The sequence below is a fragment of the Pseudomonas sp. EA_65y_Pfl2_P78 genome, from assembly GCF_963970495.1.
GTDB classification, from domain to species: Bacteria; Pseudomonadota; Gammaproteobacteria; order Pseudomonadales; family Pseudomonadaceae; genus Aquipseudomonas; species Aquipseudomonas baetica_A.
Window position 1 is genome coordinate 82169 of record NZ_CAXAON010000005.1, and the last position, 16061, is coordinate 98229.

The 16061-nt window shown below is 58.2% G+C and carries 14 protein-coding genes; 8 read left to right on the forward strand and 6 right to left on the reverse strand.

Going from position 1 to position 16061, the window contains the following annotated elements; translation table 11 throughout:
• The first annotated feature begins 75 nt into the window (after nt 1–75).
• From mpl to AACY02_RS07080, 3 genes are read left to right on the forward strand one after another with little or no spacing between them, the layout of a single operon-like run.
• Nucleotides 76–1425: a UDP-N-acetylmuramate:L-alanyl-gamma-D-glutamyl-meso-diaminopimelate ligase gene (gene mpl / locus AACY02_RS07070; protein ID WP_339431331.1), complete on the forward strand. Its 1350-nt coding sequence runs from the start codon at nt 76–78 to the stop codon at nt 1423–1425.
• The gene (ubiX, locus tag AACY02_RS07075; protein WP_221730205.1) at nt 1422–2069 is read left to right on the forward strand and encodes a flavin prenyltransferase UbiX; all 648 of its coding nucleotides are present in this window, start codon (nt 1422–1424) and stop codon (nt 2067–2069) included. Before mpl ends, ubiX begins: the two co-directional genes overlap by 4 nt.
• Nucleotides 2062–2346 carry a YceK/YidQ family lipoprotein gene (locus AACY02_RS07080; protein WP_339431332.1) on the forward strand — a complete coding sequence of 95 codons (285 nt, stop codon included), beginning with the start codon at nt 2062–2064 and terminating at the stop codon, nt 2344–2346. The genes ubiX and AACY02_RS07080 overlap by 8 nt, the downstream gene beginning before the upstream one ends.
• A gap of 140 nt (nt 2347–2486) precedes the next feature.
• Here the strand turns inward: AACY02_RS07080 and AACY02_RS07085 are convergent, their stop codons facing one another.
• The 3 genes from AACY02_RS07085 to AACY02_RS07095 form a co-directional block, all read right to left on the reverse strand.
• A complete protein-coding gene (locus AACY02_RS07085) occupies nt 2487–3128 on the reverse strand; it encodes an oxidoreductase (RefSeq protein WP_339431333.1) in 642 nt (213 codons plus the stop codon).
• A 27-nt stretch (nt 3129–3155) separates the two neighbouring features.
• Nucleotides 3156–4883: a C13 family peptidase gene (locus AACY02_RS07090; protein WP_339431334.1), complete on the reverse strand. Its 1728-nt coding sequence runs from the start codon at nt 4881–4883 to the stop codon at nt 3156–3158.
• 111 nt (nt 4884–4994) lie between these two features.
• Entirely contained in the window at nt 4995–5450 is a 456-nt protein-coding gene (locus AACY02_RS07095) for a MaoC family dehydratase (RefSeq protein WP_034153755.1), read from the reverse strand.
• Nucleotides 5451–5643: 193 nt separating this feature from the next.
• Here AACY02_RS07095 and AACY02_RS07100 point away from each other — a divergent pair, with 193 nt between their 5' ends.
• The 5 genes from AACY02_RS07100 to AACY02_RS07120 all read left to right on the forward strand — a co-directional run bounded on the left by AACY02_RS07100 (nt 5644) and on the right by AACY02_RS07120 (nt 8312).
• A complete protein-coding gene (locus AACY02_RS07100) occupies nt 5644–6006 on the forward strand; it encodes a CidA/LrgA family protein (RefSeq protein WP_339431335.1) in 363 nt (120 codons plus the stop codon).
• Nucleotides 6006–6722: an LrgB family protein gene (locus tag AACY02_RS07105; RefSeq protein ID WP_221730200.1), complete on the forward strand. Its 717-nt coding sequence runs from the start codon at nt 6006–6008 to the stop codon at nt 6720–6722. The genes AACY02_RS07100 and AACY02_RS07105 overlap by 1 nt, the downstream gene beginning before the upstream one ends.
• Before the next feature lie 10 nt (nt 6723–6732).
• Nucleotides 6733–7323: an LON peptidase substrate-binding domain-containing protein gene (locus AACY02_RS07110; protein WP_339431336.1), complete on the forward strand. Its 591-nt coding sequence runs from the start codon at nt 6733–6735 to the stop codon at nt 7321–7323.
• Between the two features lie 90 nt (nt 7324–7413).
• Nucleotides 7414–7668 carry a hypothetical protein gene (locus tag AACY02_RS07115; RefSeq protein ID WP_339431337.1) on the forward strand — a complete coding sequence of 85 codons (255 nt, stop codon included), beginning with the start codon at nt 7414–7416 and terminating at the stop codon, nt 7666–7668.
• Nucleotides 7669–7733: 65 nt separating this feature from the next.
• Complete coding sequence (locus AACY02_RS07120) at nt 7734–8312, forward strand: hypothetical protein (RefSeq protein ID WP_339431338.1); 579 nt, start codon at nt 7734–7736, stop codon at nt 8310–8312.
• A 65-nt stretch (nt 8313–8377) separates the two neighbouring features.
• Here AACY02_RS07120 and AACY02_RS07125 read toward each other — a convergent pair whose 3' ends face one another.
• The 3 genes from AACY02_RS07125 to AACY02_RS07135 form a co-directional block, all read right to left on the reverse strand.
• Complete coding sequence (locus tag AACY02_RS07125; RefSeq protein WP_339431339.1) at nt 8378–10171, reverse strand: hypothetical protein; 1794 nt, start codon at nt 10169–10171, stop codon at nt 8378–8380.
• A 286-nt stretch (nt 10172–10457) separates the two neighbouring features.
• Nucleotides 10458–12422 carry a hypothetical protein gene (locus tag AACY02_RS07130; protein WP_339431340.1) on the reverse strand — a complete coding sequence of 655 codons (1965 nt, stop codon included), beginning with the start codon at nt 12420–12422 and terminating at the stop codon, nt 10458–10460.
• 108 nt (nt 12423–12530) lie between these two features.
• Nucleotides 12531–16040, reverse strand: coding sequence for a calcium-binding protein (locus AACY02_RS07135; RefSeq protein WP_339431341.1), 3510 nt, complete (start codon nt 16038–16040; stop codon nt 12531–12533).
• Nucleotides 16041–16061 lie beyond the last annotated feature (21 nt).

The following is a 16061-nucleotide window of genomic DNA, read 5'->3' on the forward strand; positions in this document are numbered from 1 at the left end:
CGCTAAGGCGCGAAACACAAGGTGCGATTTCCCCCTCCCTACGCTAACCTGCGGCCATGTTTTACGAGGTCGACTATGCACATTCATATTCTGGGTATCTGCGGGACTTTCATGGGCTCGATGGCGGTTCTGGCCAAAGAGCTGGGCCATCATGTGACCGGCTCCGACGCCAACGTCTATCCGCCGATGAGCACGCAGCTTGAGGCCCAAGGCATTGTGCTGACTCAGGGCTACGACCCGGCCCAGCTCGATCCGGCACCGGATCTGGTGGTGATCGGCAACGCCATGTCCCGCGGCAATCCGGCGGTGGAATATGTGCTGAACAAAGGCTTGCCGTATGTGTCCGGCCCGCAATGGCTGGCCGATCATGTGCTGCAAGGTCGCTGGGTGCTGGCCGTCGCCGGTACCCATGGCAAAACCACCACCAGCAGCATGCTTGCCTGGGTGCTGGAACACGCCGGCATGAGCCCGGGTTTCCTCATCGGCGGCGTGCCGCAGAACTTCTCGGTGTCCGCACGTTTGGGCGGTACGCCGTTCTTCGTGATCGAGGCCGACGAGTACGACAGCGCCTTCTTCGACAAACGCTCGAAGTTCGTTCACTACCGCCCGCGTACCGCGATCCTCAATAATCTTGAGTTCGATCACGCGGACATCTTCCAGGATCTGCCAGCGATCGAGCGGCAATTCCACCATCTGGTGCGCACGATCCCGAGTGAAGGCCTGGTCATTCATCCGACCACCGAGCCTGCCTTGCAGCGTGTGATCGAGATGGGTTGCTGGACCCCGGTGCAAACCACCGGTGCCGGCGGGCAGTGGCAGGTCAAGTTGCTGAAGGACGACGGTTCGGCGTTCGAAGTCATGTTCGAAGGTGTGTCCCAAGGCACCGTCGAATGGGAGCTGACCGGTCAGCACAACGTCGCCAATGCCCTGGCCGCGCTGGCAGCGGCGCGTCATGTTGGCGTGGTGCCGTCGATGGGCATTGCCGGGCTGAGCGCCTTCAAGAACGTCAAACGCCGGATGGAAAAAGTCGCTGAGGTGCGCGGCATCACCATCTATGACGACTTCGCTCACCATCCAACCGCGATTGCCACCACCCTCGACGGCTTGCGCAAGCGCATCGGCGATGCACCCTTGATCGCGATCATCGAGCCGCGTTCCAACTCCATGAAGCTGGGCGCGCACCGCGACGGTTTGCCGGACAGCGTGGTCGATGCCGATCAGGTGATCTGGTACGCCCCGGCCAACCTCGGCTGGGATCTGGCCGCCACCGCTGCGTTATGCACGGTGCCGTCGATTGTCAGCGATTCACTGGAAGGCATCATCGAGCGGGTGAAGAGCCAGGCTCAGCCCGGCACTCACGTCGTGATCATGAGCAACGGCGGCTTCGGCGGCCTGCACGGCAAACTCGCCGAGGCGCTGCAATGAACACTCGTTTGGAGAGCAATGGCCCCGAACGCATCACCCTGGCCATGACCGGCGCTTCAGGCGCGCAGTACGGTTTGCGCCTGCTCGATTGTCTGGTGCGTGAAGATCGCGAGGTGCACTTCCTGATCTCCAAGGCTGCGCAATTGGTGATGGCCACCGAAACCGATGTGTCGCTGCCGCCCAAACCGCAGACGATGCAGGCATTCCTCACCGAATACACCGGAGCGGCCGCCGGGCAGATCCGCGTGTATGGCAAGGAAGACTGGATGTCGCCAGTGGCCTCAGGCTCCGGTGCACCTGCGGCGATGGTCGTCGTGCCATGCTCCACCGGCACGCTGTCGGCGATTGCCACCGGTGCCTGCAACAACCTGATCGAGCGCGCCGCCGACGTGACGCTGAAGGAGCGCCGCCAGTTGATTCTGGTCCCGCGTGAGGCGCCGTATTCGAGCATTCATCTGGAGCACATGCTCAAGTTGTCGAACATGGGCGTGACCATCCTGCCGGCGTCGCCGGGTTTCTATCACCAGCCGCAGACCATCGATGACCTGATCGATTTCGTCGTGGCGCGGATTCTCAATCTGCTGGGCATTCCCCAAGACATGCTGCCGCGTTGGGGTGAGCATCATCTGAGCAGCGATGAATAAGCTGCTGATCGTTGTGCTGGCGCTGCAACTGGCCGGTTGCGCTACGGCACGCACGCTCGATGCCGCCAAACCGGGGGCGCCGGTGGTGTATGCCGGTACGCGGCTGGATTTGTATGCGATCAATGGCGGGTGTTGCGCGATGGATCGGTTCGGGGCTGAGGCGCCGAGCTATCCGGGCGTGGATCTGCCAGCGAGTGCGTTGCTCGATACGCTGTTACTGCCGTTGTCGTTGCTCACGGTGATTGGCGTGGGATTTCAGGCAACTGGTGGATTGTAGGGGAGTGCTCGCACTCCATTGGCGGGCACGGGCAAGCCACGCTCCCACAGGGATTGAGTCTTACGCCAGGTCTGTATTCGCTGAAGATTACTGTGGTGTCTGGGCTTGCTCGCGAAGAGGCCAGCCCAGACACCACAAAACTACTTGCCGAGCTTGCGCAACTCATCCGATTCAATCACCCGCACCCCATCCTGTTCTTCCAGCGCCAGGCGCCACATGGCGCGGGCCAGTTGGCAGGCCTCGATGCCACGGTATTTACCGGGGATCAATTTTGAAAACGGCGCAGCAAGCTGCTCGCCCAGACGCGGTTCGGTGCGTTCACCGAGCAGCAGCGATGGCCGGCAAATGGTCAGTTGCGGCCAGTTCTGTGCGCGCAATGCCTGTTCCATTTCACCTTTGACCCGATTGTAGAAAATCGATGAATTCGGATCGGCGCCCAGCGCGCTGATCACGATCAGGTGCCGTGCGCCCATCTCCCGTGCGCGTTTGGCGAACGCCACCACCATGTCCAGGTCGACCGCACGAAAGGCGGCTTCGGAGCCGGCCTGTTTGATGGTGGTGCCGAGGCAGCAATAGGCGATGTCGACACGGCCGCTGAGCTGCGGCAGAAAAACCTGCGGGTCGCCGACCGGGTTTTCCAAATGCGGGTGTTCCGCCAATGGCCGACGGGAAGGGGCGAGCACGCGAGAAATCGTTGGTTCGTTGAGCAAACGGTCGAGCAGGTGTTCACCGGTCAAACCGGTGGCTCCGGCAAGCAATACGTGCTGAGGCGTCAAGTACATAGTGTCTCTCCCTTGATACTGTTCAGCTTAGTTGCTCTTTATCGCTGCGTCGTTCAATGCAGCACTTTGCAACGCTTTCCTGGCTTGCTGTTTGCGCAGCAGTTGCCAATGTGACAGCACGGTTTTCGGCGCCCAGATTTGCGGCTCCGAGGCTTCGAAATTGTCCGCCAGTTCACGCTCGGCGACGGTGGCTTTGGCCAGTTTGAAGGCGTGTTCGAGATCGTCGGTCTGGTTCAGCGCCTGGGCGAACAGTGCATCGCCGAAGTAGGTGAAGTTGGCTTCTTCGGAGCAGCCAAAGGACACGCGATCGGCGCGCGAAGCCGTCATGATCAGCGTGCGTTCGTCTTTGAGGGCCGGGATGAAGCCGCCGGAGTAGCACGCTGAGATCACGATGATCTTGTCGCGGTTTTTCAGCGGTGCCAGCACGGCGGCGAGTTCGTCGGCGGGCAGCTCGGCCAGTTCCATGCGCGGCTGGTCGAGTACCAGTTCGTGTTCGGCGGTGCCGTGGCTGGTCAGGTAGATAAACAGCAGGTCTTCCGGGCCGCTGCGTTCGGCGAGGGTTTGCGCGGCGCGGCGCAGATTCTCGCGAGTGGCCATCGGTCGGTCGGCGAGGTGGTCGCGGTGGTTGACCAGGCGGATCTGGCCATAAGCCCCAAACCGCGTTTTGAGCATGTTGGCGACGTAGTCGGATTCGCGCAGGAACACGCTCTGCTTGCCATCGCCGCCCAAGGTCAGGGTGTACAGCTCAACCGCTGGGGTTGAGGCCGGGATGGCCGCCAGGGCGTCATCAAGCAAGCGGCCCTGGGCCAGCAAGCCGAGTTCGAGGATGTCGGGCAGCAACTTGCCGTCGGCATCGCGCACTCGCTGGCCATTGACCCAGGTGCCGCTCATCACGCTGCCATCGGTCAGCACCAGGATGCCGCGTCCAGAGTAACTGTCGCTGTCGAAACCACCGATGTAGAAGCTGCCGTCAGACAGATTCAAGCGTCCCTGACCGCTGAAGCGCCAGTCGTTGAATTCGCCCACGTAGTGGCTGCCGTCGGCGCCGATCAGTTCACCCTTGCCGGTCAGCGCTCCTTCCTTGAACTGTCCGAGCCAAACGTCGCCGTCGGCGTTTTCGTAGCGGCCCTTACCGTGCAACTGGTTGTTCTTGAAACCACCGACGTAGACGTCACCGTCAGCGCTGTTGAAGGTGCCGTTGCCTTCCAGTTGACCATTGACGAAATGGCCGGTGAACGAGTTGCCGCTGGAGTCGCCACGCTGGCCTTCGCCGTTGGGTTTGCCATGGGCGAACTGGCCTTGATAGGAACTGCCATCGTCCATTTCGAGACGGCCGAGCCCGGAATATTGATCAGCCTTGAACTCGCCACGGTAGGTCATGGCGTTTTCTTTCAGGGTGCCTTCGCCGTCCCGTCGGCCCTGCTTGAAACCGCCGGTGTAACTGCTGGCGTTGGTGGTCAGGCTGCCCTGGCCGTCGAACAGACCTTGCTGGAACTGGCCGCGATAGACCTCGCCATTGCTGCCATGCCATTCGCCCTGCCCGTGCCACTGCCCCTTGTCGAACTGCCCGGCGTACCAACTGCCGTTGGGGTAGTCGACGCGCCCCTGGCCTTGCAACAAACCGTCGACCAGTTCGCCGCGATAGCGTCCGCCATCCGGCAGGCGTGCATCAGGAGGCAACAGCGATTCGCCGTCGCCGCAAGCGGCAAGCAACAGGGTCAAGGCTAGGGGGGCAAGAGTGGCGAGTGAGCGCATAGCGGGATCCGGGCAATTAGGCGACCGAGTATGCCGCAGCTATGTGACCTTATACAGCCGCCGCTAAGACAGTGGATGCGAAACAGCGTGCGCTGCTTCGCATCCCGGCGCTTAAACGAAGCAGAGCGACAGGGGTTCGGCGATGTAGGCCGGTTTGTCCGAGCCTTCTATCTCCAGTGTCGCTGTGGCTTTGAGCAGCCATTGGCCAGGTTTTTTCTCGGTCACTTCGCCCAGGTCGACCTTCAGGCGAACTTTGGAATTGACCTTCACTGGCTGGATGAAACGCACGCTGTCGAGGCCATAGTTGACCACCATCTTCACGCCTTGCGGCAGCACGAGGATGTCTTCCATCAATTTCGGGATCAGCGACAACGACAGGAAACCGTGGGCAATGGTGCTGCCAAATGGCGTTTGCGCGGCTTTGACCGGGTCGACGTGAATGAACTGATAATCCCCGGTGGCTTCGGCGAACAGGTTGATGCGCTCCTGATCGATGGTGAGCCATTCGGAACGTCCGAGTTCCTTGCCGACATAATCTTTGAGCTCTGCAACTGGAACATAGGGCATTGAGACTCTCCTTGGGTTCATCGGTTTTATAGTTTTTCAGGTGGGGGATTTGACCGCCCTGCGAACCACTGTAGATCATCATGGCGATTTGCTCAGGTCAACTGACCATGCTTTTGGCGAATGCCGATCCATAGCGCAGGCGTGCTTATAATGCCGAGCCCCTGCTGGGCGGAAAGTAAGACGGAGATGTCGGATGTTGCTACGTGGCCTGACCCTGCTGGTGCTGTTTCAATTGCTCGGCACGGCGCTCAATCACTTGCTGTTGCCGGTGCTGCCGGGGCCGATCATCGGCCTGCTGCTGTTGCTGGTGTTCCTGATCATGCGTGGTGAGGTCGACGAACCGCTGAATCTCGCGGCCGCGAGCCTGCTGCGTTATTTGCCGTTGCTGCTGGTGCCACCGGCAGTGGGCGTGATGGTTTACGCCGCGGCGATTGCCGCCGACTTCTGGGCGATTGTCGGCGCACTGGTGGTGTCGTTGATTCTGTCGATGGCCTTCGCCGGAATGCTGATGCAGCGCATGGTCAGGCGTCACACGCACCGCTCGGAGGAGTCCTGATGCTTTTCGACTGGCAAGGTGCCTGGGACTCCGTGATCCACCATCCGCTGTTCGGCATCGGCATCACCCTGGGTGCCTATCAACTCGTGCTGGCAGCGTTCGAGAAAACCCGCTGGATCTTTTTGCAACCGGTGCTGGTCTCCATGCTGTTGGTGATCGGTGTGCTGGTGGGCTGTGGCCTGACGTACGCCGAATACCGCAAGAGCACCGAGATCCTCAGCATTCTGCTGGGGCCGGCGACGGTGGCGTTGGCGGTGCCGTTGTATCTGAACCTCAAACGCATCCGCCAATTGTTCTGGCCGATTTTTACTACGCTGGTGATAGGCGGGGTGGTTGCCACGGGGATGGGCGTCTTGCTGGGCTGGTGGTTCGGCGCCGATCACATGATTCTGATGACCATGGCGCCCAAGTCGGTGACTTCGCCGATCGCCATGCTGGTGGCCGAGCAGATCGGCGGTGTCGCAGCATTGGCGGCGGTGTTTGTGTTGATCACCGGCGTGATCGGGGCGATCTTCGGCCCGGCGTTGTTGACCCGGCTAGGCGTGCATAGCCCCGAGGCGCGCGGTATGGCGCTGGGCATGACCGCGCATGCGGTCGGCACTTCGGTGGCGTTGCAGGAAAGTGATGAGTGCGGCGCCTTCGCGGCGCTGGCGATGAGTCTGATGGGCGTGGCCACGGCGGTGTTCCTGCCGTTGGCGGTGTCGATGGTGGTGTAAGGAAATGTCTATGAGTCTGCCGCTTTTCCCGCTGAACACAGTGCTGTTTCCCGGCTGCAACCTCGACTTGCAGATCTTCGAGGCGCGCTACCTGGACATGATCGGTCGCTGCATGAAACAGGGCGGTGGCTTTGGTGTGGTGTGCATCCTCGACGGCCATGAAGTCGGCGTTGCGCCGCAAGGTTTTGCCTTGGTCGGGTGCGAGGCGCGGATCACCGATTTCCAGCAGCAGGACAATGGGCTGTTGGGCATTCGTGTACAGGGTGGACGGCGTTTCAATGTGCTGCGCACCGACGTGCAGCGCGATCAGTTGATCCTCGCCGACGTTGAGTGGCTGGACGACGATCCCGAGCAACCGTTGCAGGACGAGGACGCCGACCTGGTTGCCTTGCTCAAGGCTTTGGCCGAGCACCCGATGGTCGAGGCGTTGAACATGGGCACTGACGCGCCGGGTCAGCAGTCGCTCGCCAATCAGTTGGCGTATCTGCTGCCGTTCGCCGAAGAAGACAAGATCGATCTGCTGCAACTTGATGATCCACAACAACGACTGGATGCCATCCAGGCGTTGCTCGATGAATTACAGGGAGAGTTGTTCACCTAGTTGTACTTTGAATCAACTCACAATGCCTGCCAGTATTGTTTTGCTTCTGTCTTTATCTTAAGTTCAAGTTCCCCGCAGGAAGCGGGTGATATGAACAATAATAAGGAAGACGTCATGACGGTATATGAAGATGAGTGGGCGTTTTGGGATGACATCGCTGGCAAGTATATTTTGAAACATGCCGGGGCTGATCATAACGTTGCCAATGTGATTGAAGCGGCCTGCGTCTATGCCGATTTGATGGTGGTTGCGCGGCGTAAGCGTAAATCTGAAAAAATTCCTGTCAGCGAAGTTCCGCGTATGTCTGCAACCGCGAAAACCATAGTGGCAGCGGCGACCGCCTGACTGTTTTTTCAGATGGCCTGGCACCCTGACGATTACGGCGCCAGGCCTCCATGGATGGAAATTTTATGACTGTATCGATAAACACCGACATCACATTTACTGCAAACCTGTACCTTGACGGTCTGCCAGTAGTGCTCAATCAACAGCGCCTCCAACAGCGTCTGCGCAGTCCGCGTCTTACCAAACGCGAGCAACTGGATGCCGAAGTTAATCTGGCAGATTCTCGTGTTGCCAGTTTACTCACCCTTGCTGATCACGAACACGACGAACCTTTACTGTTGAAGTTCGTTGCGCAGGGCGACCGGTACGCGATCCACGTCGTGCAGCGCGGCATGTTTGATAACGCCAGATTAGCCTTCGAAAACAAAACACATAATCTATTGGCCAGCACGGCTGATAAAACGGATTATTTTTCGATCAATAAGCTTGGGGTGTCGAGCACTACTTTTAGCGATATCGAATTCGGGGCGGCCTATATTGGTTTGGTCAGTGAGTCGAATAACAGGCCTTTGTATTGCAATGTGGTCAAGGGCATGAGCACGTTCCTGAATGTCAATCCCAACCTGTCGAAACACGATGCCTTTAATTACAGTTCTGCTGTGTTTGTAATTAAAGTTGTTGAAAAGCTTTCAGCCGTTACCTGATAAAAAGCGCCATGCCTCGATTAGAAGTATGGCGCGATTCATTCGGTCAAACCGCTGGCTTCAGTTCAAGGTCTTTCATGCTCGGGTGTCGGCCAGGTGATGTCACCTGCAAATGTGTCGCGTCCTTTCGGCAAGAACAGTACCTTCGCGCCATCGGCGCCTACTCGGTCTATCAGTGCGTCATAAATCGTGGTGCCTTGCTCGCTGTAAGTGAGCGTTCCGTTCCAGGTTGCTTTCTCGATAGCGCTGACACTGCCGCCGGCACATTTGAATACATCCTCGACGCACGCTGCACGGGTCAGTTGCGAGTTCACCAGCCAGAGCCGCTGGGCACTGATGCCCCGTGTCGGCATCGACAGGCGCCCCTCTGTCGGATCGGCTTCAAAATCCAGATCGTTCAGGTAGAGGTTTTCCGCGCCGGGTACGACTTCGATGCCGCGGGTATCGATGACATAAAGGAAGCCTTGGGTCTGCTGGCGCCGAACCAGTGGGTAGTCTTTGGAGTAATCCAGTTCAAACGAGGTGTCAGATTCTGCATCTGAACCATCGCGACTACCGGGTGAGATATCGCCATCGGAAATCTTGCCCGGATACCGATTGGCCTGGGAGTTGTAATGCAGGGGGTGGGAGTATCCGCCCAACTCGCTTTTGTACCACAGGGCCTTGCCCAGACTGAATGTCGCACTCAAGGCCCACTTGGTGGTAATGCCAGAGGGATTGCCCTTGAGCCTGACCATGCGTTTATCCCGTGCCAACTCGAAAGGCGTGCGGTGGTCGCCCCGGAACATGGCAGGGATGTCGGTTCGATACAAAGCGAGATGCACATTGCGCTGATACCCCGCATGGTCCGTGTAGTTTTTCAGAAACTCGGCTTCATATCGTTGCTGTGCGGGAGGTAGCTCCTTCACATACTCAAAGCCATGATTTCTCAACTTGAGAAGGTAAGGCTCCAATTCTTGTGCGATCAGATTAAACCGCTGGTTGTCATCCTTGTTTTGAGTCAATCGTTTGTGTTGTTCCGCCCATTCGGGAAACGGTCCGCTTTCCAGCTCCTGACGCAAGCGGATCTGCTGTGCCACGGTCAAGTTGTAGCTGCGCAGCCATTGCGCACGTTCACTGGCAGACATTTGTGGATAAAGCCATCCCAGTGAATCAATCAGATAGTCGTGCGCTTTCACGCCCTTGAAGCGGCGGGCCCAATCAGGCGCCGTGCCGCTGACTTGCGCCTCATTACGAAACACCCACGCCTCTGCACCCTGCAAGCGATACATGCGCCAGATATCGCCGTCGGTCCATTGCTCAAGTTTCACGGTTACAGAACGGTCGCCCCGAGCTTCACGCGGGTCGACCTTGACCCACCTTTGTTTTTCATCCCTGAAGGCGTAACCGGTTCCCGGATAAAAAAGATTGGGATCAGCCTCACTGTGCCGGCGAACCGAATAGTAGCCATCGTGATCTGGAAGCTGGGAAATGGTGTGCTGACGGATATCAAAGTACTCGCTCGGTTTTTTCAGGCTCCAGGCATTGCTGTCGGCTATTCGGTAAAGCGGTGGCCCCCAAAGATCACGCTTGCTCAGCGACTTTGCCCGATAGGCTTTCATGGGGGCGTGGTACATCACCATCACCGTCTGGATGGCCGTGTCTGGATCATCGCTGGTGACGTCCGCAAATTGTCTGCCATTGTAGGCTCTCAGTCCGTCTGCAGCCGGCGCGGGTAGATGGTTCCCGACGTTCAGTACGTAGGGTTCCAGGGGAGAGGTCGTGACAGCAGGCCGGGGCGCAACGAGATCGGGCATCGGCGTGACGGTGACGGTGGCCCCATGGTGCGCTGTTCCTGCGATCGGGCTGTCGGCGCTCACTCCAGCCGAAATCGTGTTCGAGCTGCCCGGGCTGAGTCGACCGGGCGGGTGGAAAACCGAATCGTTTGGTCTGTTGTCAGGTGTGATTGGGCGGGGGGCGGAGGGGCCGGGTGTATCCATCTTTGAATTTGGTCGTGAGCCCGGTTTGGGTCGCATGCAATAAAACTCCTTTTTGGATAAAACAGCCTGTCCGTAGGCTGTCGGGTTTGTATCGTTCTTTTGCGTGAAAGCAGCGCCAGTCACAACAGAGATCGCTGGCGCTTGGGTGTTTGGGGCCGCTAGACGGTCAAGGCCTGAAATGCTCGGGAACGGGCCAGACAACGTCGCCGGAGAGCGTGACTTCGCCTTTCGGCAAATGCAGGATCACGCCGCCGGAATCGGCAACTCGATTGATCAAGCGGTCATAAGGTGTTTCGCCCGAAAACCACACTGAGTTGCCGTCGGTTCCGTCCCACGTGGCTTTCTCGATAGCCTTGGCGTCATCACCGGCCTGTCGCAAGACATCTTCAACCCTTGCGGCCTTGTTCCGATTCGAGTGCACCAGCCAGATCCTCTCTGCGCTGATACCCCTCGTAGGCATTGATATCCGGCCTTCCATGTTATCCGCTTCAAAATCCTTGTTGTTCAGGTAAACGTTTTCCGCTCCGGGCACCACCTCGATGCCGCGGGTGTCGATGACATAAAGGAAGCCAAGTGTCTGTTTGCGCCGCAGCAATCGATAGTCACGCGAGTAGTCCATTTCAAACGACGTGTCGGATTCCCCCGCCGATTCAAATCGATAGTCGCTCGGTGAATCGCTGTCAGAACTGATATGTCCTGGATACCGGTTGGCCTGGCTGTTGTAATTCCGGGGGTTGGAGTAGTAACCAAAGCCCATGTAGGTCAACCCATTGGCCAGGCCGAATGTCGCGCTAAAAGCCCATCGGGTCGTGGAGTCGGAGGGGTTGCCCTTCAATCTCACCAGGCGTTTGTCCCGCGCCAGTTCAAAAGGGGTGCGCAGATCGGCCCGGAACATGGCAGGGATGTCGGTTCGGTACAGGAAGCCGTGCCGGTTTTGTTTATAGCCTGCACGCTTTAAGTACCCGTTCAGGAATTGGGCTTCATAGCGCTGCCCGACGTCGGGTAAATCGCTGGAAGAAAGTCCGCCTTCGGTTCTCAATCTGACAATGAAGGGGTCAAGTTCCTGCGCGATCTGCTCGAATCGCTGATCATCATCGCTGTTGGTCAGTCGCTTGTGCTGTTCTGCCCATTCGGGAATAGGGCCGATGTCCAGATCCTTCCTCAGACGAGCCTGTTGAGTGACGCTCAGGTTGTAGCTTCTGAGCAGTCGCTCGCATTCTACGGCGGACTTTTGCGGATAGAGCAATCGCAATGAACCTGTCACGTATTTGAAAGTGTCTGGCTCCTGAACGCGTCGGACCCAGTCAGGCACTCTGCCGATGGCTTGCGCTTCGTCCCGAAAGACCAGTGTTTCTGTACCTCGCAGGCGATACATGTTCCAGATGTCGCCATCGGTCAAGTGTTCAAATTTCAAGGGTATGGACGCCTCTCCCCGAGCTTCGAGCGGATCGACCTTGAACCAATTGTCATGCTCATCGCGAAGGGCGAAGCCGTAACCCTTATGCATTTTGTTCGGGTCAAAAAAATCGCGAAAGGAAACGGCGTAGTAGCCTTGGGCATCCGGTAGATGGGAGAACGCGAGCCGTTCGGTATTGTAGTAATCAACCGGTTTTTGCAAGGTCCAGGTGTTGCTCTCGCCGATGCGATAAAGCGGTGGTCCGCAGGGGGTTCGCTTACTGGGCAACTGGGCCCGGTAGGCTTTCATTTTGTCATCGAACCCTACCATCACGGTCTTGATGTCGCTTTGCGCGTTATCGCCGACAACGTCGGCAAACGGCTTGCCCTTGAAGAGTCTCAAACCAGCGGCATCGTGATCGACGGCGAGATTGGCCGGCGGGTGCTGGACATAGTCATGCAGCGCAGATTGGCTGATAGTGGGTGGCGTCGGGGCGAGGTCATCCCTTTGCGTTACCGACAGGTGGACCTGTGTGGGCGAGGTTCCAGGCGTGGGATTGCCGGTTTTCACCTCTGACGACACGTTCAAATCAACCGATCCGTGGGGCCTGACGCGGGGAGGTAGCCCGAAATCCAGATTGTCCCCCGCGACTTCGGGCGAGTTCGGGCGGGTGAGCGACGGTTGGGCCGTATCGACCACTGGGGAGCGTTGAGGGGCTTTGGGTTTATTTCGCATAAGATTTGACTCCATGTCAGTGAATCAGCCATCCGTTGGCTGAATCGGGTTGGCCGGCATGGCAATCAGATCCATACCGGCGCGTCCTTGAGTGTGAGAAGAGAGCGGTCAGGCCTGGCCGATCGGCGCGATTGTCAGCTCTTCGGGTTTGATTGGCTGATGCGGATCAGTATCGACGCCCCAGCCGTTCCTCAACGAGCTGTAGTACACAGTGCCGATGGTTCCCGTTTTGAAGCCGATGTTGGTTATATGAACTTTTACGGCCAGTTCGTTGCGCTGTTGATGCGCACGGATATCGGCTTGCAGTGCTTCAATACTGGAATAGTGTCGGGCGTCGATGACGTAGAGCTGGATGACTTCAAACAGAAGTGACACTTCATAAATATTGCCGGATGAAGTCGCTACGCTGATCGACTCCACCGCAATGTCGCCTTCGATGCCTGGCAGTTCGATGACGCAACTGCCGACGCGCAAGCGATTGGAGTCCAGTCGTATATCGTCGCGTGTGACCGTTTCCGTCAATGTTTCGCTGTAGAGGGTCCAGGTCGAGGCGTCGGCCGTTCCAGCCGCTGCTTGCGGGGTGGACAGGCGAATGATCGAGTTGCTGGCCAGGTAGACATCGTAACTTGAGCTCTGGCCTTGCAGCAGATAGATGCCGGTGTGGGGCCGGGGTTCGATGACAATCTTTCTGGGGGCCGGGGGCAGCGCAATGGCCTTTGCGAGTCGTGGCTGGATACACAGATAGTTGCCATTGCGGCGCTTCAGGCAACTGCGGGTGGTGTAAATCCTGTTGCCGGGATTTCTGGAATCATCTTCGTAGTTCAGTGAGGGAACTTGAAGTCGATACGACACCTGGTCTTGCAGGATCACGGCAATGTCTTGCACCAGGCGCGGCGTCGTGACTTTCAGACTGTTTCTGCCGCTGTAGCCGGTGGCGGCGGTAATGGGCTGAATAATCCCTTTGAACACCACCACTTTTGATGGCAGCAAAATCGAGAGGTTGATGTCCTTGTAGATCAAGTGGGTGTTGCCCGAGACGCCTTTACGCGTTTCGACGTCATAACTGACGACCACTTCGACAATTTCCGAATCCTTGAAGTCGAGATAAACCTCTCGGGAGGTGTGCGGTGTGTGACGCGCGGCTAGAAACTCGACCCTGCCGTCTGCGCGTGACACAAAATGCCGCTTTGAACCCTGCTCCGTGATCACGACAGTACCGTGATTGACAATATCGGCATCGGGAGCCGGTCGGCCCTTGACGGTCTGCGCGACTTCAATCGCTTGGCTCAACGATTCACCTAATTGCTGGGGCAGGAGCGGCAACAGTTCATACCCGTCCTGGGTTTTGAACAGCCACCGTCCATTTTTCAACTGGCGCTGTCCGTCGATCGATTCGTAGAGGTCTTTAATGGTCAATACGTGCAGGGGATCTCTTCCATCCCTGTCGCGCAACGAACTGACGATCAGCGAGGTTCCGACGATCTCCCAGCGCTGAATGATTTCTCTTGGCCAGCCCAATTCGATGACGCTCGATTGTTCGCCGTCCTCGACAATTGTCGTTCGGGCGTTGGTGTCGGCGATGTAATAGTGATCGGCGCCGCTGCCGCCATCGACATGACAATCGGGGCCAAAGATGTCAATTCTGTCGTTTCCGCCGCCAGTGCTGATGCGGTCGTAACCGTTGGCCGCCACTCGATTGGCGTCGTCGTTTCCGGTGACGTGGCTTGTGCCTTTGCGCAAGGTCGAGACGTTCTCGATCGAGGTGAGATGCGCGACTTCGACGGCATCGACTGCCGCGTCGAGTCTGCGCAATTTCATCTGGCCGCTTTGCAGGTCGATGTCGTGGCCGACGTGGCGGGTATCACTGAGCGGACGGCTGCCCTCGAAGACCAGGGTGTCAGAGCCTGCGCCGCCATCCAGCACGCTGATATGAGGCGGTTTGGTCAGACGATCAAGTTCCTGTTCGGTGACCGCCTGGTAAAACGCGTCATTCTTGTCGCCCCCGGTCAGCGCCTTGTGACCCTCGCGATAGGCAAACAGGTTGGGTTTGGCCTTGACGCCGATGACCCGGTCATTGCCGTCACCCAGGCGCCAGAAAACCCCTTTGTCATCGCCAGCAGTGCCGCTGACTTTGCCTTTCAGATCCTCAGGCAGACCGTTGCTGGCATCAATCACGTCGTCTGCGCCAACGATGACGGCCTGACTGTCGAGTTTGAACGGTTTTTCGCCGGCGCTTTCGTCCCACTGATAGCGCCAGAGTTCCACTGTCTTCAATTCAGTTTTGAAAGCGCCGTCGACGATGTGTTCGATGGCGTTTTTGTAGGCGCCGTCGAGCAGCTCTTTGGCTGACATCTCCAGTTGTGCCTGGTGGTCACGATAACCTTTGGAGAGCTTGAAGCGATCCATGACTTCCTTGTCCAGATCCTTGCCGGTAAAGGCGAACCAGCCGGAGCGCAAGCGTTCGAGGGTGCTCAGCTCGATGTAGTCATCGATGTCGTCCACGACTCGGGCCGCCGAGTAAATCATCGAGCCGAATATAAGCATCGCTGCGGCAACGAGGCCGACAGGCCCGGCGGTACTGCCGAACCCCGCGATCGCCGCCACGCCCAGCACCAGGCTGATACCTGCGCCCGCTACACTCACACTCGCGTTGACGTAATGATCCTGCGCTTCCTTGCCTTCGGCTTGTGCCGCCGCATTGAAGGATTTGACGGCATCGATGATGTCGAAGGGCAAGGTGATCGCACTGGCAAACAGTCCGGCACCTCGACTCAGGAATTTGCCTGCCGAGGTGCCAGGAAAAAGCTTGAAGGTGGTCGAGCCGTGTCTGAGCATCGCTTCGCCACCCTTGTTAAACCCCTGTTCGATGATCAGTGAGCCGAACTCTGCGGCGATCGACGCGCCCTGGAATATCGTTTCCCCTGCGTCACCTTTCTTGATCCCGTCCAGTACCCCCATGAATCCGCTGTAGACGCCGAATGCTTGCAGGCCGACGCCGAATCCATTCATCAGGTAGCTTGCCCTCCCGTTGACCCAGCCAGGAGCGTTGTCAAACGAATCGGCCCGGTGGATATCCAGTTTCTGCGCGGCCTGACCCAATCGATTGAGTTGCTCCATTGCACTGCCGGAGGCCAGCGGCGTATCGCTGACGAACAACGGCATGGCATCGGGCGAGCGCTTGCAGGCAATTTCATAGAAAAGCATCGCCACCACGCCGCTGTCTGGAATATCGACTGACTTCAATCGGCTCTCGACGGACGCCGAGTGGAAGTTGAGTCCGTCCAGAAAGGTTTGATCAGGTATCGGCATACCGGCGTTCGCGGGACTGATGGGCTGGCCATTGACCGTCGCCCCCAAGGCCTGGAGCTCGACGCGACTGGTCAGCACTTCACCGATGCGCAGTGGGCCGAAGTGTTTGTCGAGGGACTTGAGGGTGCGTCGATAGGGTGCGTCGGCGTCGGCGTCGGCGTCGGATATCGGTGCAGTGCCTGCCAGTGTTGCTGCGCTGTCCACCCGGCCGGCCGGTGGCGCATGGAGATTGGCCGAGGCATCGATGGGCGTCACCTCAATGGGCTGGACGTTTGAAATGTGCAGGGGTGGAGCGATGATTTTTGACACGTATTAATCCTTTAATGATGA